We start from the raw sequence: 21649 nt of genomic DNA, 5'->3' as shown, positions 1-21649 counted from the left end.
CGGAACTCAGTCAAACCAGCAAAAATGACTGCGTTGCTTTTTCGCAAATCTCGTCATTTGATGTGAGTCCGACGCGGATTGGGGGCGCATATGGACGGTACGCATCTCTTCGAACTCGTGATCGCGATGTTTCTCGCCATCATCGTGCTGCACTACATCGCACATCGCATGGGCCTGCCGCCATCGGTAGCGCTACTGGTGGGCGGGGGAACGCTGGCGTTCCTTCCCGGCTTGCCCACGATCGCTGTCAATCCGGAACTGGTTCTTGTTATCTTTCTACCGCCACTGCTTCTCGACGGAGCGTGGTCGATCGCCGTCGATCGCCTGAAACGACACGTCTTCGGAATTGCATCTCTCGCGATCGGTGCAGTGCTGTTCACGACAATCGTCATCGCGGTCGTTGTCCACCTCCTGATGCCGTCTCTGCCATGGGCGGCCTGCGCAGCCCTTGGCGCCATCGTCTCACCTCCGGACGCCGTGTCAGCCCGTGCCGTGCTGGAAAGGGTTAAGATTCCGAGGCGTCTGCAAATCCTTCTTGAAGGTGAGAGCCTTCTCAACGACGCCAGCGGGCTCGTGCTCTTTCGTTTTGCTGTAGCGGCTGCGGCCGGAAGTACATTCAGCACCACCGACGCGATCGGCACCTTCATTTTTCTGGCCCTTGGAGGCGCCGCAACCGGCGTGGTCGTTGGCTTCGCATGGGTAAAGCTCGTCCGGCACCTTGGCGACGAGTACCTCATCATTGCCGCCACCGCAATCTTGTCATGGATCGCCTATCTTTTGGCGGAACAGATCCATGCGTCCGGTGTAATCGCCACCGTAACGGCCGGGCTGATAGCGTCATGGCATCAGCACACCGTCTTTTCTGCGGCGACGCGAATGCGCGGCACCTCATTCTGGAACGTCCTTGTTTTCCTGATGGAGGCTATGGTTTTCATCCTGATAGGACTATCGCTGCGGGACGTCGTTGAACGTGGCGGCGGCTTTGGCTCACTGGTTGGTTCGATGGCACTCCCCGCGGCCGCAATCCTCGTTTCGCTCGTCATCGCGCGGTTCGTGTGGATATTCACATCGGATCTGGTCATCAGGTTTTTTCACGGGGTCAAGGTCGCTCGCTCGACGCCCCTCGGAGCAGGAGGGGTGACGGCGCTCGGCTGGGCAGGCATGCGCGGCGTCGTGACGCTGGCACTTGCGCTCAGCCTGCCGGAGGATTTTCCCGGACGTGACTTCATTCTGGTCATGGCATTCGCGGTTATCGTGGGAACCGTTCTCATACAGGGAACGACGCTTGGGTGGATTATCGCCTGGGCGGGGCTTGGCAATATCGAACCGGAGCGCGCACCGATGACGATGAGTGAGGCTGAAGCCGCCATGGCGCAGGTCCAGCTCGCAGCCGTTCAGGGGCTTGCCTACGACGAAAGTGGGGAACTCATCCATCCCCAACTCCTGAAGAGATACGAACACCGGCTGGCAGCAAGTGTCAGATACGCCGAAAGTACCGAGAAATATTCGCCACTTCTTCATGCCCACTTCGATGTCGTTCTTCAGGCTGTCGCCGCCGGCAGAAAGGAACTTATTCGTCTGCGACGCGAAGGAAAGATCGACGATGAAACTCTAAGGGAGCTTGAGCATGATCTCGATCTTGAAGAGCTCGGCGCAATTTCTGCGAAGGCGTGACTGGCTGGATGCTTTCCAACTTAAGGAAACCAGCACCTATAAGCAGCAGGAAGCCAAGGAAAGCATCGCAACGGTAGTGCCGCGTCAGGATCAGCCCTGAAGAACACCATAATCAATGCAACCACTCGCAACGATAGGCTAGGACCGGCTTGGCGAAGCCTTTAAGCCTGTATCGATGGCCATATACGGGGACATCGGCGCTGCCATATTCCTGCAGGGTCTTGTCCGATATCAGGATCTGATCGCTATGGGCGGCAGCACAAAGCCTTGCAGCCAGTTGAACGGTCGTGCCGAAGAAATCATTGCTGTCTTCAACCGGCTCACCACAATCCAGCCCGATGCGGATGTGAATGGGTTCGCCCCTGTCGCTGTTGTAGCGATGGAAGGCGCGCTGAATATCGATTGCACAGTCGACTGCAAATGGCGTGGAGGAGAACACTGCCATTATGCCGTCCCCGGTGTGCTTTACCTCCCGTCCTGACCGTCTTACCAGACAGCCACGCACGAGCGCATCATGCGCGCGGACGAGTTCAGCTGCCATACGATCGCCCAGGCGAGCGGTCATTTCGGTTGAACCGACGATGTCAGTGAAAAGTATCGCACGGTGGCCAGCATCCATGTGTTTGGGGGCAGGCTCGAGCGGCGTCGGGTCCTGTATTCGCCCGAGAAACGCCTCCACAGCCGACAGAGCGACTTCCACAACTTCGCTGGCGACGAAACCGTGCGCTTCGCGGTGCACGCATTGCGCGGTTTCAGCATCCGGCGCATCCATGAGGCAGAAGGCGGTACCGCGCCTTTCATCGAACCAGTAGGTTAAAAACCTGACGCCATACCGGTCCTGAATGTCGATATCCTTAAGATGCGCGGCGGCAATATCGGCCGCAGAAACTCCGGCGAGCTCATGCCGGTCCATGAAGATAGGCATTGTTTCCTCCCGAGAGTATGTCGTTGCCTCATCTGGCGGCCAGATTACGACGTCACCGATTGACCGTCCACCGTTCATACGGGTGACGTGGAAAACATAGAAGCACCGAAAGAGCGATACTCATTCGCATTATATCAGGGGGTGGAGGTGCTGCGCGACTTTCGTCACCTGCGTTTGACCATGCGGCGGAGCAACGAGCCGGACCGGGCCTTCCTCGGAATGAGGTGGATATCGCTGACCAGCTTCGCGCCACCTTCCCGGCGTTCCAGCGTAATCTTGCGGCTGTGGAAGGCCTCCAGCTCAGCGCGATGTGCCACGCTGATGATCGTAGCATCTGGTAATTCGTCGATGACCGTCTGCATCATCCTGTCCTGGCTTTTTTCATCCAGGGCGGCGGTCGCTTCATCCATGACGATGATATCGGGATCGTTCAGCAGCAGGCGGGCAAAGGTGAGACGCTGTTTTTCACCACCGGAGAGCGTCTGGTCCCACGGCGCCTCTTCTTCCACCTTGTCCTTGAGGTGGCCGAGACCGACCTTGTCGAGAGCTGCGCCGATCTCGTCGGCAGTCCAGCTCTCCGCTGCCTGCGGATAACAGACCGCCCGACGAAGCGTTCCGGACGGAATATATGGCCGCTGCGGCAACATGAACAGCCGGCTACCGGCACGAAAACTGACGCTGCCGCCGCCCCATGGCCACAGGCCGGCGATTGCCCGCACGAGCGTGCTTTTTCCGGATCCGGATTCACCTGCGACGAGCACCCGCTCGCCGGGTCCGATTTCGACATCGGTTTCCTTAACGACAGCAGTACCATCGCCCAGCGAAACGGATACATCCTTGAGGCTCAGCATCGTCTCACCCTCCGTTTCACCGCGCACGATCCGGCCGAGCGTATCGCTCTGTTCGGCCCGCTCGAGGCCGTCAAGCGACATCATCAGCGATGCGACACGCCTTGCGCAGGCATTCCAGTCCGCCAGCCGGGGATAGTTATCGACCAGCCAGCCGAAGGCGGACTGAACGATGGTGAAAGCCGATGCCGCCTGCATGACCTGGCCCAGCGACATGCTTCCGTCGAGGAACTTCGGCGCGCACAGCAGGACCGGAACGACGGGCGCAATCAGCATCGATCCATGCGACACGACGGTGGTACGCATATATTGCTGCGCCATTCGTTTCCACTGATGCCGGACATTGCGGAACCTGCTGTCGAGATCGCTTCGCTCTTCTTCTTCGCCACCCAGCAGCGCAATGCTCTCGCCATTTTCCCTCACACGGGTCAGCGTATAGCGGAATTCCGCCTCGAGCTGGTTCTTGACTTCCGAGACTTTGACGAAGTTCCGGCCGATCCACGCAATCGAGCTTGAGGTTATAAGCGCGTAAATTACCGCTGCCACCACCAGAAAGCCGGGTATCGTTATCCAAACGCCGCCGATCGGCAACGTCAGCGCGCCGCCGATCGTCCACAGAACGACGATGAAGGTGGATGCCGATACGAAGGCGGCAATGACCCCTGCGACGAAATCCACCGGCGCTTCAGTGGCGATCCTCATGTCCTCCGACAGCCTCGCCTCCGGATTTTGATGGTCGCCGTCAATCAGGTTAAGCTGGTAATAGCGGCCATTTGCAATCCACCGGGAGACCAGCACCTTCGTCAACCAGGAGCGCCAGCGCCGCTGGATCCGCATCCTGACATAGACCTGCGATGTTACGATCAGGACGCTGCCCAGAACCAGCGGCGGGAATATGGAAGCGAGAAAATAGACCGTGGACGCATCCCGTTTTTCAATCGCGTCGAAGATGCCACGATTCCAGACGTTGACACCGTATTGGAAAGCGACATTGATGCCGATCATCACCAACAGGCCGATGGAGAACGGCCATGCCAGCCCGTCGCCACGGCGGCTCCAGAAGCCGCGCGCGCTGATCCAGAAGCGTTTCAGCAGATATTTTTTGCGGGCCTTCTCGGCTTCCTCGGGCGTCAGGCCCTCAGCAGGTTCGATTTCCTCCGGCGGCAGCGGCTCATCGGCTGCATTCTCGACATGTACTTTCCCTGCACCATTCTTGCCGGTGCCATCGGCTCGTTTCGAATTTGCGTCAGCATCGGTCATGGACGGCTAAACGGATGGCGGTTTGAAAGGTTGCCCGCCGGCAAAGATTTCCCGCGGGCAGAAAGGCGCACGACCCCCGGACACATCCCTGCGTCAACGCACGCGCCTGCGTTGTGCGCCGCACAAATTTGGACAAATAGGCATGAAATTCGGACTTTTAGATACATATCATCCAGCAAAATTCCTTTAAAACTCTCCCAACTCAAGGAGAGATACCATGACCGACACCACATCAGAGTTTGACGGGACAACAATGTCCCTCGACATCGAGGAGCAACCCGCGTGGACAGCCGCCACATGGTTCGCGGTTCTTTCGATGGCGGCCACCAGCTTTGCGCTGGTATCGGCCGAGTTCCTGCCGGCGGGACTGTTGACGCCGATGGCGCGTGACCTCGGTATCACCGAAGGGACCGCCGGACAGGTCGTCACGGCCACGGCATCCGTCGGCGCAGTGACGGCGCTGTTGAGCAACGTCCTCATCGGCAGGCTGAACCGCAAGACCGTGCTTGTCGGTCTGAGTGCACTGGCGATCGGCTCAAACCTTCTTGCTTCCTTTGCAACCGATTTCTGGCTTCTGTTGCTGGGCCGGGCCGGGCTCGGGATTGCTCTCAGCGGGTTCTGGGCGCTTTCGGTTGCCGTCGTGGCAAGGCTTGTCGGCGCAAATGCGACCGGGCGCGGCATGGCTATCGTTACCCTCGGCGTTTCGCTCGCCACAATCGCCGCGCCTTCGATGGGAGCCCTTATCAGCGACTGGCTGGGATGGCGCACGGCAATGTCGATGACGGCAGGGCTTGCCGTCATTGCCATGCTGCTGCAAATCCTCAGCCTGCCGTCGCTGCCTGCAAGCACCAGTAACAGCCTTTCCGATGTTTTCCGGCTGACGCGGCGGCGTAGCGTTCAGCTGGCCATGCTCGCGATCCTCCTGCTCATGACGGGACATTTCGCCGGATCGGTCTATGTCCGTCCCTTCCTCGAGCAGGTGACGCTCCTCGGTACAACGCCCATTGCTCTCGCACTGCTTGGATTTGGCGTCGCCTCGGTGATTGGCAACGTCGCGGGTGGCCGGATGGCTGATGCCAGTATCCGTCTCGCACTCATCGTCACCGCCGCGCTGATGGCATTTGCAACGATTTCCCTGGTTCTTTGGGGCGTCCATACCGGTGCCGCATTTGCTCTCGTCGCCCTTTGGGGCCTTGCCTTCGGCATGGCGCCTGTCGTGCTGCCGACCAACCTTTCCCGGGGCGCGCCGGATGCGCTGGAGGCGGCAGGCAGCCTGATGGTCGTTTCTTTCCAGGTGGCCATCAGCATCGGTGCAGTGTTCGGCGGCTATATCGTCGATTCCTACGGCGCCACCGCGCCGCTGGCTCTGACCGCGATCCTCGCGACATCCACCGTCGCGCTCGCGCTGCTACAGCGCGCCGATTGATATGTGTGTGCCGGCGCTTCCCTCGCCGGCACAATCGCTGCTACGATCTGATACATAAATCCCGGTTTCAGGAAACATGCCGGATACCTGCCGCGCAGATCATCGTCTGATCGTTTTCGGATCAGGCAGGATTTGTCATGAAGAACCAGATTTTCTTTGCCGTCACTCTTGCAGTTGCGGCAGCAGGTTTCGGAGCCGCTTATTCAAGCCTTGCGGACAGCCCGCCGGAAAACGCCTCACCCCTCTATGGCGTTACGCTTCCCGAGGGATATCGAGACTGGCGCTTCATCGCTCCCGCACAGGAAGCGCCGCCGCTCGATGAGCTTCGTGCCGTTCTGGCAAACGACATCGCCGTGAACGCTTACAAGAGCGGAACCCTGCCCTTCCCTGATGGCTCGATACTGGTGAAGCTTGCCTACAAGCGGCAGCAATCCGCGGAATTTCCACCAGCCACGGTGCCGGGCGCGGCAACCACCGTGCAGGTGATGGTCAAGGACTCCAGGAAATATCCTGACAGCCATGGCTGGGGCTTCGGGCGCTTCGTCAACGGCAAACCGGTCGATACCGCACAGCACGAGACTTGCCTTTCGTGTCATGTCGGCAACGTCAAGGACCACGATTTCGTTTTCACACGATACGCGCCCTGACGAGCAAAGGGCCACGCCGCCGTTACCCTTCATGGTCGACGGTCCGTCCGCTCGCCTACACTCCCATACAAAATCACCCACACACCGACACATCAGAGATACGCGACGCCGGGAAGGTGGCGCCATTACCGGCTCACCTTCGCCGCCCGGTGCCCCTAATCCCAGCTGAAAGGAAAAGATAATGACGCTTCTGGTCGTTGCCTATCTCGGGGGCGTGCTGACAATTCTCAGCCCCTGCATCCTGCCTATTCTTCCCTTCGTCTTCGCGCGGGCCGGCCAACCGTTCCTGCGCAGCACGCTGCCGCTGCTCGCCGGAATGTCGATCACCTTTGCCGCCGTTGCGACGCTCGCTGCCATCGGCGGCAGCTGGGCGATCAACGCCAACGAATATGGCCGGCTCGCCGCCCTTTCAATGCTCTCCCTTTTCGGAATTGGGCTGATGTCACCGAAGTTCGCCTCTGTCCTGTCCCATCCGGTCGTTGAATTCGGCAACCGACTTGCCAATGCCGCCGGCAAGCCCGATGCCGCCCCGACGGTCACTGGCTCCCTGCTGCTCGGCATCGCCACCGGGCTCCTGTGGGCGCCCTGCGCCGGCCCAATCCTCGGGATCGTGCTGACCGGTGCGGCCCTGAAGGGCGCCAATCTGGAAACCAGCCTGCTGCTTTCCGCCTATGCCGCCGGTGCTGCGACATCGCTTGCCGTGGCCGTCCTCATCGGAGGCAGGGTGTTTGCGGCGATGAAGCGTTCCCTCGGTTTCAGCGAGCGTGTTCGCCGGGCAACCGGGGCAGCGGTGCTGGCAGGCGTTGCCGCCATCGCCCTTGGACTGGACACCGGTTTTCTATCGCAGATTTCCTATGCCAGCACGACATCGTTCGAACAGCACGTTCTTGATCGTCTCGACGCCGCCAGAGGGCCCGAACAGAAGGTCGAAGTAGCGAAGAAATCCGCAGCCACAGCGCCGGACGGTGACGCTGCCACCATGCGCCCGGCACTGCCGGTTGAAGGCCCCGCGCCGTCCCTCGATGGTGCTGTCGAATGGCTGAACTCCCCGCCGCTCGCCCGTGAAGACTTGCGCGGCAAGGTCGTGCTCATCGACTTCTGGACCTATTCCTGCATCAACTGCATCCGCACCCTTCCTTATGTGCGTGCCTGGGCGGAGAAGTACAGGGATCAGGGTCTCGTCGTCATTGGCGTGCACGCGCCCGAATTTGCCTTCGAAAAGAAGATCGACAATGTCAGACAGGCCGTCGCCGGCTTCAAGATCGAGTATCCGGTAGCAATCGACAATGATTACAGGATCTGGCGCGCCTTCGATAACAGCTACTGGCCAGCGCATTACCTGATCGATGCCAAAGGCCAGATCCGTTACCACCATTTCGGAGAGGGAGACTACAGGGAGACCGAAGAGGCGATTCAGGATCTGCTGCGCGAGGCGGGCAGCACCGGCGCATCCGCCACCGACACTGTGACGCCTGAGACAAAGGGGGCTGAAGCCGGCGCGGACATGAGCCACATGCTCTCCGGCGAAACCTATGTAGGCTACCGTCAGGCGCGAAGCTTTGCATCGAACGAGACAATACGTGCAGACGCGCCCCAAGACTATTCGGTCACGGCGCCTGCCCTCAATGAATGGGGGCTCTCCGGCGAATGGACGGTTGGCGCGGAAGCGGCCACCCTTGATGCGGCCAAAGGCGGTATCACCTACCGCTTCAGCGCCCGTGACCTGCATCTGGTGCTGGGTCCGATTGATTCCGGAAAGCCGGTCCGTTTCCAGGTGACCGTGGATGGCCATCCGCCGGGTCCTGATCATGGCGCCGATACGGATGCCAATGGCAATGGCGTCGTCACATCAACCCGCCTTTACCAGCTCGTTCGCCAGTCCGGCACCGTGACAGCAAAAACCTTCACCATCCGCTTCCTCGACCCCGGTGTGCAGGCCTACGCCTTCACCTTCGGTTGACCCGTTTTTATCCGGCCACATGAAAGGAATAACACGATGCATCATCGTCTCATGCCAAGATTCGCGCTCGCCTTTGCAACCGCGCTGATTGCGTTTGCCGCACAGGCAGCGGAGGTAAAGAATATCGTCATCGTCCACGGGGCGCTTGCAGATGGTTCTGCCTGGCGCAAGGCAACGGACATCCTCGAAAGCCGTGGTTTCAACGTCACCATCGTCCAGGAACCCATCACCTCGCTTGCCGATGATGTGGCAGCAACAAACCGCGTGCTCGATCTCCAGCAGGGCCCCAGCCTGCTGGTCGGACACAGCTACAGCGGCATGGTGATTTCGGAAGCTGGCAATCGGCCCGATGTGGCGGGGCTGGTGTATGTCGCCGCCTTCCAGCCGGAAAAGGGAGAGAGCCTTCTTGACCTCGCCACAGCAAAACCACCCGCCGGAAGCGGCATAAAGCAGACGAAGGATGGCGCCTTCCTCTATCTGGATCCGGCGGTCTTTGCGCAGGATTTCGCCGCCGACCTGCCCCGCGACGAGGCTGCCTTCATGGCCAAAAGCCAGGTCTTCGCCGCCAAGGCAGCCTTCGCAGCCAAGTCGGGCGAACCAGCCTGGAAAACAAAGAAAAGCTGGTCGATCATCGCGACGCAGGACAGGTCGATCAACCCCGATCTCGAGCGTGACATGGCAAAGCGCGCCGGCAGCGCGGTGACCGAGATCGCCGGGAGCCACGCAGTCTTCGCATCCAAGCCCGAAGAGGTCGCAGACGTCATCACAGAGGCTGCCCGGCGGTCCGCGAAATAAACACGGATCTGGTGGAACGCCACCACAGCCGCTCCTGACATCGGGAGCGGCTGATCTGCATTCAGAGGGCAAGCTGAATGTATCAGTCTGTATATAGAAGGCTCGCTGCTACAAAACCATTCACATCAGGTTCGCCCGGGACACATCGGGGATACACGTACAGCGTTAACTGCCTGTCATCCAAAAAGGACAGGAGAGACGAGAATGAATTCCGAGATCAATTTCCAGCGCCGCCGGTTCTTCGGCATTGCCGCAATGACTGTTGCCGCCGTAGAGTTCGGCGCGGCGGGCCTGGCCCAGGCCAAAGGCGAGGCGCCTTCAGCTACCCCGTCAGCACCAACAGGCGAAAAAACGTCCTTTGGGCCCCTGAAGCAGGTCAAAGCGGGTGTACTCGATGTCGGTTACGCCGAAGCCGGGCCCGAGGAGGGCCCGGTCGCTCTGCTGCTGCACGGATGGCCTTATGACATCTACAGCTATGTTGACGTTGCGCCCATCCTCGCTTCGGCAGGATATCGCGTGCTTATTCCCTATCTGCGCGGATACGGCACCACACGTTTTCTTTCTGATGAAACGGCACGCAACGGGCAGCAGGCAGCACTCGCGGTTGACATGATCGCCTTTCTCGATGCCCTTGGCGTGAGACAGGCCGTCGTGGCGGGCTATGACTGGGGCGCTCGCACGGCCGATATCATGGCGGCACTCTGGCCCGAGCGCTGCACCGGCCTCGTGTCGGTCAGCGGCTATCTGATCGGCAGTCAGGAAATCAACAAAAAGCCACTTCCGCCCAGGGCGGAACTTTCCTGGTGGTATCAGTTCTACTTCGCGACGGAACGCGGCCGTGCGGGTTACGCCGCGAATACCCGCGACTTCGTTCGCCTGATCTGGCAAACGGCCTCCCCGACCTGGAAATTCACCGACGAAACCTTCAATCGTTCCGCTTCCGCGTTTGACAATCCCGACCACGTGGCGATCACCATCCATAATTACCGCTGGCGGCTGGCACTTGCCGAAGGCGAAGCCAAATATGACGACTACGAGCGCCGGCTTGCGAAACTTCCCCTCATCACGATCCCGACGATCACGCTGGAAGGTGACGCCAATGGCGCACCGCATCCGGACCCCTCCACTTACGCATCAAGGTTTTCGGGCAAGTACCAGCATCGCAATATCAGCGGCGGCATAGGGCACAACCTGCCGCAGGAAGCGCCCGAGGCATTCGCCAAGGCCGTTCTCGACGTCGCAAAGCTTTAGGCTTGCCGAAGCCCGCGAACCGTTGTCTTACTGCTGTTGGCAGCGGGCAATGCAGTAGCGGGCCACTGAAACGTCCGCACGATGAAGGCATCCAATGGAACATATCGATCACATTCTCGTCGTGGACGACGACAGGGAAATCCGGGAGCTGGTTTCCAGCTACCTGAAGAAGAACGGCTTGCGAACAACGGTGGCTGCCGACGGACGGCAGATGAGAAGTTTTCTTGACGGCAATACCGTCGATCTGATCGTGCTCGACGTGATGATGCCGGGCGATGACGGTCTGGTTCTCTGCCGTGAGTTGCGGGCCGGAAAGCACAAGGCCACGCCGGTTCTAATGCTGACTGCCCGCGATGACGAGATGGACCGGATCATCGGGCTCGAAATGGGCGCCGACGATTATCTGTCGAAGCCCTTCGCCGCCCGGGAGCTTCTCGCACGGATCAAGGCAATCCTGCGCCGCACCCGGATGTTGCCGCCCAATCTGCAAATCAGCGAAGCGGGGCAGCTCCTGACCTTTGGCGACTGGCGTCTTGACACGGTGGGCCGCCATCTGCTGGACAGGGACGGTACGACCGTGGCACTGAGCGGCGCTGAATACCGGCTTCTCAGGGTGTTCATCGATCATCCCCAGCGCGTCCTCAACCGCGACCAGTTGCTGAACCTCACACAGGGGCGCGATGCCGAAATCTTCGACAGATCGATCGATCTTCTTGTAAGCCGCGTGCGTCAGCGGCTGGGAGATGATGCGCGGGAACCCACCTACATCAAGACGGTGCGTGCGGAAGGTTATGTCTTTTCCGTTCCGGTGGAGATTTCGGAGCCAAGGGCATGAAAGGCCGGCATCTGATTGCCGGCTGGTGGCCACGCTCGTTGCGGTCCAGACTCTTTCTCATCCTGCTTGCCGGGCTTGCCATTGCCTACGGGTTGTCGTTCAGCATCCTCTTCGCCGAACGGTATATGTCTGCCAAAGCAGTCATGCTCGGGACACTGGAGCAGGACCTTGCGGTATCCATCGCCATCATAGACCGCCTGCCTGCGGAAGAGCGGGCGGGATGGGTGAACCGCCTCGGCCGCAGCAACTACCAGCTCATACTCGGTCCGGGCCTTCCCGGCGTCGCCGACATGTCCGGGCGCGGGGCAGAAATCGCGCAGAGGATCGAAGAGGCCGCCGGGCACCGGTTTCCGGTCAGGGTGGAATCCATTCCCGGCGACGGCAAGAGGCTTCAGGCTCATCTGACGCTGTCGGACGGCTCGCCCCTGACAATTGACGTAACACCACGGGGTGTCATGCCCATCGCCGAATGGCTGCCCTACGTCTTCGCCGCACAAATGGCGCTTCTCCTCCTCTGCACCTGGTTTGCCGTGCGGCAGACGACCAGACCCCTCAGCGCGCTGGCAGCCGCGGCGGAAGCGCTCGATCCGGGGGAGAAGGGGTTGCCGATGAGTGAGAGCGGCCCGAGCGAAGTTGCCCACGCGGCTCGTGCATTCAACGCCATGCGCGATCGCGTCGCACAATATCTTGAAGAACGCGTGCAAATCCTCGCGGCGATTTCACACGACCTGCAGACGCCCATCACTCGAATGCGGCTGCGGGCCGATATGGCTGATGATACGCCGGAAAAGGAAAAGCTGGTCAGTGACCTGCGTGAAATCGAACGTCTGGTGCAGGACGGGATCGCTTATGCGCGCAGCGCCCACGGCAACGGCGAGAAGTCCTCTCGCATCGATCTGGCATCCTTCATCGACAGCATCGCCTACGACTATCAGGATACCGGAAAGGCGGTCACGGTTTCAGGCATTGTGCGCGGCACGGCGTCTACAAAACCGCACGCATTGCGACGGATACTCACGAATTTCATAGATAACGCCCTCAAATTTGCTGGCAGTGCCGAAATAAAAGTGGATCGGCATGCTGAAGGCGCCGTTGTCATCACGGTGCTCGACAAAGGACCGGGCATTCCCGACGAGATGCTGCACAACGCCATGCAGCCATTCTTCCGGATTGAAACATCGAGAAATCGCGACACGGGCGGAACGGGCCTCGGGCTTGCGATTGCGCAGCAGCTTGCCGGAACGATCGGCGGCGCGGTACGCCTCTATAACAGGCAGGGTGGCGGGCTGGCGGCCGAGGTTTCTTTTCCCTCACACGAAGGCAGGCCGAGCACCTCGTAACGCGCCGATACGTTTCGATACAGTTTCGCGTTTTCCGGAAACATGGCCGATACGCTGATCCCTCACAAAGCTCCTATCGCAAAACGCCGCGGCAGCGGCAATCAAAGGAGCCTCCCATGACCAGAATCGAGATTGTTCTTTATACGGGCAAGACCCGCACGACCGGCGGCCGTGACGGATCGGCGCAAAGCGACGACGGCGCGCTTTCCATCAAACTCTCGCCTCCGGGCAGCGGCAAGCCGGGAACCAATCCCGAACAGCTTTTTGCGGCAGGCTGGTCGGCATGTTTCATCGGCGCAATGACAAAGGCAGCGGCCAGGCGCCAGCTTCGCCTTCCGGCTGACACCGCCGTCGATGCTGAGGTTGACCTCGGCACGACGGGTGGCGAGTTCTTCCTGCAGGCCCGACTGTCCGTCAGCATGCCGGGCATCGATCGTGCCACGGCGCAGGCGATCGTCGAGGATGCGCACCAGATCTGCCCGTACTCCAAGGCAACGAGGGGAAACATCGATGTCACACTCAAACTCGCATAAACCGCTTTTCCGCCCGCGTTGGCTCGTCATCGCCCTCGTGCTCTCGGCAATATTCGCGGTGTCCTGTGTCTATGACGCAAGTTCAGACGAGCCTTCGCCGCTTGCGGGACTTCTGGGCGCGCTTTCAGCGATGTGACCCTGGGAGCGGCTCGGCGCATGTCGCAGCCGCTTCACACTTTCACCTCCGCGTGCCCCTCCAATCCACTTACGGAAGTTCCTTTGGGGGCAGTTCGCCGCGTTACGCTGCGACCATCGAACCGAACTTCCGACCTTCAATGAGGCCAGATCAATGCGAACAATAGAACAGATCTACGTCGACGGTGAATTTGTCATCCCGGTCGGCGATGAGCGGCTGGACCTTTTCAATCCGGCAACCGAAGAAAAGATCGGCGAGGTCCGTCTCGGCAACACCCATGATGCAAGGGCGGCGGTGGCAGCTGCAAAACGCGCTTTTCCGGCCATGGCGGCCTCGACCAAGATGCAGCGTATCGATATGCTGCGCAGCTTGCGCGATGTGGTCGCCGAGAGGCCGGATGAGCTTGCGCAAGCCATGACCGAAGAATACGGCGCACCCGCTTATTTTACGGCGTTCTCTGTTCAGAACGCCGCTTCAGTTTTTGATGTGATGGCCGAGACCGTTAGGAACTACGACTTTGACCGTGTTGTGGGCAAAAGCACGGTCAGGATGCTGCCCCGCGGCGTTCTTGCCGCTATCACACCTTGGAATAGCAATTTCGGATTTATCGCCACCAAGGTTGCCCACGCGATCGGCTCCGGTTCGTCCCTCGTCATCAAACCGGCAGAACAGAGCGCATTTCAGACGGATTTATTCCTGAGGAGGCTGCACCGGGCCGGCCTTCCGGCGGGGGTCTTCAATGTCATTAACGGCACGGGGCCCGTGGTCGGTGCGGCGCTGACGCAGAATCCCGACGTTGCGACCGTCAGTTTCACCGGCTCCACTCAGGCCGCAAAAATAATTCAGCGCTCCGCGATCGACGGCATGAAAAGATTGGTTCTTGAGCTCGGAGGAAAGGCGCCCACAATCATCCTTCCGGACGCCAACCTCGAAACGGCGATCCCTGTTGCCCTGATGTCAGGTTTTGCAAACAGCGGTCAGGCCTGCGTCGCGGGCACCCGCATCATCGCCCCTCGGTCCCGCCTTACAGAGATTTCGGAGAAGCTCCGGATGGAGACTGGGAAATTCAAGGTCGGCAACCCCCGCGATCCGGAGGTTCGGATAGGACCTCTCGCGAACGCTGCGCAGTGGGAGAGGATTCAGGCCTATATCCGACTCGGCATCGACGAAGGGGCGACCCTGCTGACGGGCGGCACCGGGCGGCCGGCTGGAATGGAAAAGGGCTGGTTCGCCCGTCCAACAATCTTTGCCGGGGTCAGGAACGACATGCGCATCGCCCGCGAGGAGATCTTCGGCCCGGTCCTCTGCCTTATTGCCTATGACAACGAAGACGAGGCCATCGAGATCGCTAATGACAGCGATTATGGACTTCAGGCATATGTGCTCGGATCCGACCTCAGGCGCGCCGAAAAAATTGCCGAAAGGTTGGTGGCAGGCCGTGTCGTCATCAACGGCGCTCCTCATGATCCCCGCGCGCCCTTTGGCGGTTTCAAACAGTCTGGCATTGGCAGGGAAATCGGTGCCTTCGGCCTCGATGGTATGCTCGAACCGCGCGCCATTCTCACTCCGTGACACCAATTTTTTCCAAGCCGATACCGGCGCGCTCCGGTCTGCTGCACGCCGCAGCGTCAGCCGTCTGAAAGCCGACGTTCGGTGACGCAACACCAGGTCGAACCTAGCAGCCGGGACACGAGCAACATCTACCAGTCTCGGGTGCGAATAATTGCAAAAACTCATCATATGGAGAGAAATATGACCTACATACTTCATCCGGCGGAAACCGGGCGCGGCACAGCGATGGTGCTTGGGTCTGCCATAGCCGTACTGATGGCCTTTTTCCCGGCCCTGGCAGCGGAAACTGCCAAACCATCCCAATCACAGACAGCCCGGGAAGACGATAGCATTCACCCGTTCCAAGTGCATATTGACCAATCACAGATTGACGACCTCAAGGCGAGAATCAAAAATGCACGCTGGCCGGACAGGGAGACCGTGGGGGATATCTCCCAGGGCATCCAGCTCTCGCGGGTTCAGGACCTCGTTCGATACTGGGGCAGCGCCTATGACTGGCGAAACGCCGAGAACGAGCTCAACGCATTGCCTCAGTTTATCACCAGTATCGACGGTGTAGACATCCACTTTATTCATGTGCGCTCACGCCACCCCAATGCCCTGCCTGTCATCCTTACCCATGGCTGGCCGGGTTCAATCTTCGAGTTCACGAAGGTTATCGGCCCGCTGACGGATCCGACCGCTTATGGGGGCAAAGCCGAAGACGCATTCGATGTGATCATTCCGTCGATACCCGGTTATGGTTTTTCAGGTCATCCAACAGATCTCGGCTGGGGACCGGATCGTGTTGCACGCGCTTGGGACGTTCTAGTGAAGCGTTTGGGCTACACACGTTATGTCTCCCAAGGTGGCGACCATGGCTCGGTCATTTCCGATGCTCTCGCACGCCAAGCTCCGAAGGGTCTGCTTGGCATCCACCTCAATATGCCGGCCACAGTTCCCGGAACGCTGATGAGGGGTATCAGCAGCGGTGACGCTGCGCCGGCAGATCTCTCGCCTCCCGAACGAGATGCCTACAACGCTCTGCAGACGTTTTTCGGCAGAAACGCTGCTTACGGCGCGATGATGGTCACGCGACCGCAGACGATCGGATATTCTCTCTCGGACTCTCCCATTGGTCTCGCATCGTTCATCTATGAGAAGTTCGCGCAGTGGAGCGACAGCAATGGTGAACCCGAAAGTGTTCTTTCAAGGGACGAGATGCTCAACGATATCACCTTATACTGGTTGACCAACAGCGGCGCCTCTGGCGCACGCTTCTATTGGGAAAACAACAACAACAACTTCAGCGCGGACGCCCAGAAGACCCGCGACATTAAGATCCCCGTCGGTATCACGGTGTTTCCCAAGGAGATCTACCAGGCGCCCGAGAGCTGGAGCAGGCAGGCCTATCCGTCACTCGCCTATTATCATCAGGTGGATCACGGCGGGCATTTTGCAGCCTGGGAGCAGCCCGATATTTTCTCCCGTGAGCTGCGGGAAGCTTTCCGAAAACTGCGCTGAATCCCGTCAGACAAGCGCGGGATCAGCCCGCGCTTCACCACCTATTGCGTCTGGTCTTTCTATAACGCAAAGAAGCCGCCCCCGATTTGGGGCGGCTTTATACCAAGCCGAGCCATTTCAGGCGGCAGCAGCAATCCGTTCCTTCATCCACTGATCCAGCGACAGTCGCAGGGTTAAACGTTCGACCTCATCGGTTGAGGCAATTCCAATCAGGTATCTTGCGGCATCGACGGTCATGGCGCAGCCGATCGGAAGACGATTATCTTCGCAAAACTCATTTAAAACCTTGCGGATCTCCAGGAGCGATACGACTTCGTTGGACATCACGGTTCTCCATACTTGATAGCGACGTTGTGCCAATCGATGGGCAAGTCTTGTGTCTGGAGTTTTTCGTCAAAAGCCGGGAATGTTACCCAGATGTAGTTTCACCGGTTTGCGATACAATAAACGACTGTCAACGGTGGCGATCGACGCACACGGCTGGCACTTTGGTGCTGGGACTTGACCGAGACTGCTTCAGCCCGGCGTCGCCCTCAATATCCCGCCCTGTTCTGCACGAGAGCGGAAGCTCAAGCTGGATATCCTCCATCTCCGGCAGGCTCGCGATCCCGTCACGAAGGAGAGGAGTTTCATCAGCTGGTCTGAACGGCATCGAAATCTCCTTCTCCGCGGGAACCGGCCGCCGCCCGCTTTCGCTGGCAGCGGCGCCTTACGCGATCAGCCTTTCACAAAAGCCAGCAGATCGGGATTGATAACGTCTGCATGGGTGGTGAGCATACCATGCGGGTAACCTTTATACACCTTCAGCGTCCCGTTCTTCAGAAGCTTGACCGACAATTCGGCGGAGGCCGCAATCGGCACGACCTGATCGTCATCGCCGTGAAGGACAAGCGTGGGCACCGAGATTGCCTTCAGGTCTTCCGTCTGATCGGTTTCCGAGAAAGCCTTCACGCCATCGTAATGGGCCTTGGCGCTACCCATCATGCCCTGACGCCACCAGTTCTGGATAACACCGGGATAGACCTTCGCGTCCGGACGATTGAAACCGTAGAAGGGGCCGGTCGGGACATCTAGGAAGAATTGGGCGCGATTATCGGCGACGCCCTTGCGGAAACTGTCGAAGACTTCGATCGGCAGGCCGCCGGGATTGGAATGCGTCTTCAGCATCAGCGGCGGAACAGCGGAGACGAGCACGGCCTTGGCGACACGGCCGTGCGGCTCGCCGAATTTTGCGACATAGCGGGCGACTTCGCCACCGCCTGTTGAGTGCCCGATATGAACCGCATTTCTGAGATCGAGATGTTCGACGACGGCAAAGGCATCGGCGGCGTAATGATCCATGTCGTGCCCATCGCTCACCTGCTCCGACCGGCCGTGGCCGCGGCGGTCATGCGCCACGACGCGATAACCGTTCTCTACAAAGAACAGCATCTGCGCGTCCCAGTCGTCGGATGACAATGGCCAGCCATGATGGAAGACGATCGGTTGGGCATCCTTCGGGCCCCAGTCCTTGAAATAGATATTGACGCCGTCCTTGGTCTTTACGAATGATTCAGTCATTGGAAATGCTCCTTCGGTGGGAGATGGGGTGGAGTTTGAAAAAGCTGTCGATGGTATGGCCATCGCCGTGGAAAGTGCCGCGCCCGCCAGCAGCAGGTGCCGTCTGGAAAGCGCGAGCTCGATGAGATTGCCGGCCATTTCCTTGTCCTGCGTTCAGCGCGCATGGCGCGTGGTTTCAAACAGAAACCATGTGCGCCGCTCGGTCTCGTCGATCCAGTTCTCGATCAGACTGGTGGTCGCGTGGTCGTTGAGGTCGGAGGTAAGGCTGTGCGTTTGCCGAAGGATGGCGGTCAGCTGTTTGTTATCCTCGCGCAGTTCGGCAAGCATATCCTCAGGCGTGACGAAGTCGGCGTCATTATCGAGGAGGCGCTGGAGGCGAGCGATATGTCCGATGGAGCGGATGGTGGTACCGCCGATCTTGCGCGCCCTTTCGGCGATGTCGTCGGTCATGGCAAAGATCTGGGCGCCCTGTTCGTCAAGCAGCGTGTGATAGTCGCGGAAATGCGGACCGGAAACATGCCAGTGGAAGTTCTTGGTCTTGACGTAGAGCGTAAAGACATCCGCCAGCAGGGCGGTCAACGCCGCGGCAATGTCGCGGCTTGCCTCCGCTCCGAGATCGGTCGGGGTTGCAAGTGGAAGCTTGCGGTTTCTGGAAGCTGTTGTCGTGTCCATGATCGTTCTCCTTTGGCACTTGACCGCCCGTTGTTGAGCGTCCCTGTTGCGGCTGTCTGATCGGCCTCGAGAATAGGGAGAAGAACGGGTGAGGAGAAATCGGCTGCTGGTACAGTCTACCCGATACCTAAGTGTAGTTTCGGCTAGCGCCGGCCCGGGATAACGTTTGCCCGTCGCCCCGCCCCTCGGCGATTGGCTCACAGAAGCCAGAAGCTCCGGCGTCCCCTCCCCGGAGCCGCGGATCTCCCTCCCGATCCGCAAAAGGCCGCCCCCGCCGCAGGAGGCGGCCTTTTCGTTTCGCCCTCTGGTGAGCAGGCAACCTATGCATGAGTATGATGTTTAAGCTTGCGTACGTGGGCTACCGTCGTTGCCCACGACAATCGCCAGGCTGCAAAATCGAAGGACTTCCTACATGACAGAACAACGCCCGGAAGGTATCGAAAAATATGATCATCCCGCCGGCGGCTGGGATGCGTTGAAAGCCGTCGCGAAAACCCTCGCCCACCAGCAGATCGTCGCCCAGGGCACCATGACGCTGCTCAAGGCAAATCAACCCGAAGGCTTCGACTGTCCCGGCTGCGCCTGGCCCGATCCCAAACACACCTCATCGTTCGAATTTTGCGAAAACGGCGCCAAGGCGATCACATGGGAATCGACCGCCAAACGATCCGGACCTGAATTTTTCGCACAGCACACGGTCTCCGAATTGTGGCAGTGGACCGACCACAAGCTCGAGGATGCCGGAAGGCTGACCCTTCCGCTGCATTACAAAGCCGACAGTGATCGCTATGAGCCGATCGCCTGGGACGATGCATTCCGCCTGATCGCGCAGGAGCTCAACAAGCTTGGTGACCCAGACATGGCGGAGTTTTACACGTCAGGCCGGGCGTCCAACGAGGCTGCTTTTCTCTATCAGCTTTTCGTGCGCGCCTTCGGGACGAATAATTTTCCCGATTGTTCCAACATGTGCCATGAGGCAACCAGCGTCGGCCTTCCGAAATCCATCGGCGTCGGCAAAGGCACAGTGACGCTGGAGGACTTCGATCATGCGGATGCGATCTTCAGCTTCGGCCATAATCCGGGCACCAATCATCCCCGCATGATGACGACGCTGCACAATGCCGCAAAACGCGGTGTGCCGATCGTCGTTTTTAATCCGTTGAAGGAACGGGCTCTGGAGCGTTTCGCCGCGCCGCAGGACCCGATCGAAATGGCGACGCTCTCTTCCACTCCGATCGCCTCCGCCTATTATCAGCTGCGCACCGGCGGCGATCTCGCCGCCCTGAAGGGCATCATGAAGGCAGTGTTTCAAATGGATGCGGAAAGCCTCGATGCAGGCGGAGCCGGCGCACTGGACCGGGCCTTCATCGAGCAACATACCTCAGGCCTCGACGTGCTGCGCAGCGATATCGACGCCACCTCATGGGATACGATCTGCTCGGTCAGCGGGCTGACGAGGGAGGCGCTAGAGAGCGCTGCCCGGGTTTACGTGAACGCCTCCAATGTCATTATCTGTTACGGCATGGGTATAACACAGCACGCCAAGGGTACGAGCAATGTCCAGCAGATTGCCAATCTATTGCTTCTGCGCGGCAATATGGGCCGCCAGGGTGCGGGGATAGCGCCCATTCGCGGTCATTCCAATGTTCAGGGCGATCGCACTGTCGGCATCACCGAAATCCCGAACAAGGCGCTGCTGGATGGCATGGAACGCGCCTTCGGTTTTCGCCCCTCCGCCGAAAAAGGCCACAATGCCATAGAAGCCGTCGAGGCAATCATCGCCGGAAAATCCCGGGCGCTCATCTGCCTTGGCGGAAACCTCGCCGTCGCTATGTCGGATACCGCCGCGACCTTCGAAGGTATGCGCAAACTCGATCTCGCTGTCCACATTGCAACGAAGCTCAATCGCTCGCATCTTCTGACGGCACGGACATCGCTGATTTTGCCCTGTTTCGGGCGAACCGATCTGGATACACAAGCCTCCGGCCCGCAGGCGGTGACCGTCGAGGATTCCATGTCGATGGTGCATGCCTCACGCGGTTTCCTCAAACCGCCAGGCGAACTTGTGCGGTCGGAGCCCGCAATCATCGCCGGCATCGCCAAGGCAACCATCGGAAACCGTCACGGCATTGACTGGGACTGGCTGATTGCCGATTACGATCGCATCCGCGACAAGATCGAAGAGGTCTTCCCTGACTTCAGGGATTTCAATAGCCGGGTCCGCGTGAAGGGCGGCTTCCGCCTTGATGTCGCAGCCTCCTTCCGCCGCTGGAACACGGAGAGCGGCAAGGCCAATTTCCTTGTCGCCACCGGGATCGAGGAAGATCCGCTGATCTCCAATCCGGACGCCCTCGTGCTGACGACCATCCGCAGCCACGACCAGTACAATACAACGATCTACGGCATGGATGACCGTTATCGCGGCGTCTTCGGTCGCAGGGACGTCATCTTCATGAATCGGCAGGACCTCGCCGAACGGGGCCTGAAGGATGGCGACCGCATCGATATTCACGGTATCGCCAAAGACAGTGAGGGGCGCCACCTCGTTCAGGGTTTCACGGCTGTTGAGTACGATATCCCGAAAGGCTCGGCAGCGGGTTATTATCCCGAGATGAATGCGGTGGTGGCGCTAGACCGTTATGATCGCCTTTCGGGAACGCCCTCCTATAAAGGCGTACCGATTACGGTGAGTGCAGCAGCTGTCTGACGAGC

At 59.5% G+C, this 21649-nt stretch carries 17 protein-coding genes; 12 read left to right on the top strand and 5 right to left on the bottom strand.

Annotation, left to right across the window (positions count from 1 at the left end):
- Nucleotides 1-90 precede the first annotated feature (90 nt).
- Nucleotides 91-1674, top strand: coding sequence for a Na+/H+ antiporter (locus tag K7A42_RS07935; protein WP_022563962.1), 1584 nt, complete (start codon nucleotides 91-93; stop codon nucleotides 1672-1674).
- Nucleotides 1675-1786: 112 nt separating this feature from the next.
- Here the strand turns inward: K7A42_RS07935 and K7A42_RS07930 are convergent, their stop codons facing one another.
- The gene (locus K7A42_RS07930; RefSeq protein WP_022563961.1) at nucleotides 1787-2599 is read right to left on the bottom strand and encodes a nickel-binding protein; all 813 of its coding nucleotides are present in this window, start codon (nucleotides 2597-2599) and stop codon (nucleotides 1787-1789) included.
- A 164-nt stretch (nucleotides 2600-2763) separates the two neighbouring features.
- Nucleotides 2764-4707 (bottom strand): ABC transporter ATP-binding protein/permease, encoded by a 1944-nt coding sequence (locus tag K7A42_RS07925; RefSeq protein ID WP_022563960.1) that lies wholly within the window; start codon nucleotides 4705-4707, stop codon nucleotides 2764-2766.
- Between the two features lie 217 nt (nucleotides 4708-4924).
- On the opposite strand from K7A42_RS07925, the gene K7A42_RS07920 reads away from it, so the two are divergent.
- The 10 genes from K7A42_RS07920 (at nucleotide 4925) to K7A42_RS07875 (ending at nucleotide 16705) form a co-directional block, all read left to right on the top strand.
- Nucleotides 4925-6133 carry an MFS transporter gene (locus K7A42_RS07920; protein ID WP_034497759.1) on the top strand — a complete coding sequence of 403 codons (1209 nt, stop codon included), beginning with the start codon at nucleotides 4925-4927 and terminating at the stop codon, nucleotides 6131-6133.
- Between the two features lie 137 nt (nucleotides 6134-6270).
- A complete protein-coding gene (locus tag K7A42_RS07915; RefSeq protein ID WP_022563958.1) occupies nucleotides 6271-6780 on the top strand; it encodes a cytochrome P460 family protein in 510 nt (169 codons plus the stop codon).
- Nucleotides 6781-6961: 181 nt separating this feature from the next.
- On the top strand, nucleotides 6962-8740 hold the full coding sequence (locus tag K7A42_RS07910; RefSeq protein ID WP_282455039.1) for a cytochrome c biogenesis protein DipZ: 1779 nt from the start codon (nucleotides 6962-6964) through the stop codon (nucleotides 8738-8740).
- A 36-nt stretch (nucleotides 8741-8776) separates the two neighbouring features.
- Nucleotides 8777-9535, top strand: coding sequence for an alpha/beta fold hydrolase (locus tag K7A42_RS07905; protein ID WP_022563956.1), 759 nt, complete (start codon nucleotides 8777-8779; stop codon nucleotides 9533-9535).
- Between the two features lie 204 nt (nucleotides 9536-9739).
- Nucleotides 9740-10786, top strand: a complete 1047-nt coding sequence (locus K7A42_RS07900; protein WP_022563955.1) for an alpha/beta fold hydrolase — start codon at nucleotides 9740-9742, stop codon at nucleotides 10784-10786.
- Between the two features lie 94 nt (nucleotides 10787-10880).
- Nucleotides 10881-11621, top strand: a complete 741-nt coding sequence (locus tag K7A42_RS07895) for a response regulator (protein ID WP_022563954.1) — start codon at nucleotides 10881-10883, stop codon at nucleotides 11619-11621.
- Complete coding sequence (locus K7A42_RS07890; protein ID WP_034497764.1) at nucleotides 11618-12961, top strand: ATP-binding protein; 1344 nt, start codon at nucleotides 11618-11620, stop codon at nucleotides 12959-12961. The genes K7A42_RS07895 and K7A42_RS07890 overlap by 4 nt, the downstream gene beginning before the upstream one ends.
- Nucleotides 12962-13077: 116 nt before the next feature.
- Nucleotides 13078-13494, top strand: coding sequence for an organic hydroperoxide resistance protein (locus tag K7A42_RS07885; RefSeq protein ID WP_108081350.1), 417 nt, complete (start codon nucleotides 13078-13080; stop codon nucleotides 13492-13494).
- A 289-nt stretch (nucleotides 13495-13783) separates the two neighbouring features.
- Nucleotides 13784-15202, top strand: a complete 1419-nt coding sequence (locus K7A42_RS07880) for an aldehyde dehydrogenase family protein (RefSeq protein WP_034497768.1) — start codon at nucleotides 13784-13786, stop codon at nucleotides 15200-15202.
- A gap of 180 nt (nucleotides 15203-15382) precedes the next feature.
- Entirely contained in the window at nucleotides 15383-16705 is a 1323-nt protein-coding gene (locus K7A42_RS07875) for an epoxide hydrolase family protein (RefSeq protein ID WP_112552902.1), read from the top strand.
- Nucleotides 16706-16822: 117 nt separating this feature from the next.
- On the opposite strand, the gene K7A42_RS07870 is transcribed toward K7A42_RS07875, so the two are convergent.
- The 3 genes from K7A42_RS07870 to K7A42_RS07860 all read right to left on the bottom strand — a co-directional run bounded on the left by K7A42_RS07870 (nucleotide 16823) and on the right by K7A42_RS07860 (nucleotide 18937).
- The gene (locus tag K7A42_RS07870; RefSeq protein WP_282455038.1) at nucleotides 16823-17029 is read right to left on the bottom strand and encodes a hypothetical protein; all 207 of its coding nucleotides are present in this window, start codon (nucleotides 17027-17029) and stop codon (nucleotides 16823-16825) included.
- A gap of 393 nt (nucleotides 17030-17422) precedes the next feature.
- Nucleotides 17423-18403 (bottom strand): alpha/beta fold hydrolase, encoded by a 981-nt coding sequence (locus K7A42_RS07865; protein WP_034497775.1) that lies wholly within the window; start codon nucleotides 18401-18403, stop codon nucleotides 17423-17425.
- Between the two features lie 15 nt (nucleotides 18404-18418).
- Nucleotides 18419-18937, bottom strand: a complete 519-nt coding sequence (locus K7A42_RS07860) for a Dps family protein (RefSeq protein ID WP_034497777.1) — start codon at nucleotides 18935-18937, stop codon at nucleotides 18419-18421.
- A gap of 412 nt (nucleotides 18938-19349) precedes the next feature.
- Here K7A42_RS07860 and K7A42_RS07855 point away from each other — a divergent pair, with 412 nt between their 5' ends.
- Nucleotides 19350-21644, top strand: coding sequence for an FdhF/YdeP family oxidoreductase (locus K7A42_RS07855; RefSeq protein ID WP_282455037.1), 2295 nt, complete (start codon nucleotides 19350-19352; stop codon nucleotides 21642-21644).
- The last annotated feature ends 5 nt before the right edge of the window (nucleotides 21645-21649 follow it).

The organism is Agrobacterium sp. InxBP2 (genome assembly GCF_026191755.1).
Lineage (GTDB): Bacteria > Pseudomonadota > Alphaproteobacteria > Rhizobiales > Rhizobiaceae > Agrobacterium > Agrobacterium pusense.
Note: the sequence above shows the minus strand (reverse complement) of the source record. Positions and strands in the feature narration are given on the sequence as shown.

Excerpts from the sequence above, each read along its gene's own strand:
- K7A42_RS07900 (WP_022563955.1), top strand. The coding sequence starts at position 9,740 with ATGAATTCCGAGATCAATTTCCAGCGCCGCCGGTTCTTCGGCATTGCC.
- K7A42_RS07910 (WP_282455039.1), top strand. The coding sequence starts at position 6,962 with ATGACGCTTCTGGTCGTTGCCTATCTCGGGGGCGTGCTGACAATTCTC.
- K7A42_RS07935 (WP_022563962.1), top strand. The coding sequence starts at position 91 with ATGGACGGTACGCATCTCTTCGAACTCGTGATCGCGATGTTTCTCGCC.
- K7A42_RS07860 (WP_034497777.1), bottom strand. The coding sequence starts at position 18,937 with ATGGACACGACAACAGCTTCCAGAAACCGCAAGCTTCCACTTGCAACC.
- K7A42_RS07890 (WP_034497764.1), top strand. The coding sequence starts at position 11,618 with ATGAAAGGCCGGCATCTGATTGCCGGCTGGTGGCCACGCTCGTTGCGG.
- K7A42_RS07925 (WP_022563960.1), bottom strand. The coding sequence starts at position 4,707 with ATGACCGATGCTGACGCAAATTCGAAACGAGCCGATGGCACCGGCAAG.
- K7A42_RS07875 (WP_112552902.1), top strand. The coding sequence starts at position 15,383 with ATGACCTACATACTTCATCCGGCGGAAACCGGGCGCGGCACAGCGATG.
- K7A42_RS07895 (WP_022563954.1), top strand. The coding sequence starts at position 10,881 with ATGGAACATATCGATCACATTCTCGTCGTGGACGACGACAGGGAAATC.
- K7A42_RS07905 (WP_022563956.1), top strand. The coding sequence starts at position 8,777 with ATGCATCATCGTCTCATGCCAAGATTCGCGCTCGCCTTTGCAACCGCG.
- K7A42_RS07870 (WP_282455038.1), bottom strand. The coding sequence starts at position 17,029 with ATGTCCAACGAAGTCGTATCGCTCCTGGAGATCCGCAAGGTTTTAAAT.
- K7A42_RS07915 (WP_022563958.1), top strand. The coding sequence starts at position 6,271 with ATGAAGAACCAGATTTTCTTTGCCGTCACTCTTGCAGTTGCGGCAGCA.
- K7A42_RS07865 (WP_034497775.1), bottom strand. The coding sequence starts at position 18,403 with ATGGCCGGCAATCTCATCGAGCTCGCGCTTTCCAGACGGCACCTGCTG.
- K7A42_RS07880 (WP_034497768.1), top strand. The coding sequence starts at position 13,784 with ATGCGAACAATAGAACAGATCTACGTCGACGGTGAATTTGTCATCCCG.
- K7A42_RS07855 (WP_282455037.1), top strand. The coding sequence starts at position 19,350 with ATGACAGAACAACGCCCGGAAGGTATCGAAAAATATGATCATCCCGCC.
- K7A42_RS07920 (WP_034497759.1), top strand. The coding sequence starts at position 4,925 with ATGACCGACACCACATCAGAGTTTGACGGGACAACAATGTCCCTCGAC.
- K7A42_RS07930 (WP_022563961.1), bottom strand. The coding sequence starts at position 2,599 with ATGCCTATCTTCATGGACCGGCATGAGCTCGCCGGAGTTTCTGCGGCC.
- K7A42_RS07885 (WP_108081350.1), top strand. The coding sequence starts at position 13,078 with ATGACCAGAATCGAGATTGTTCTTTATACGGGCAAGACCCGCACGACC.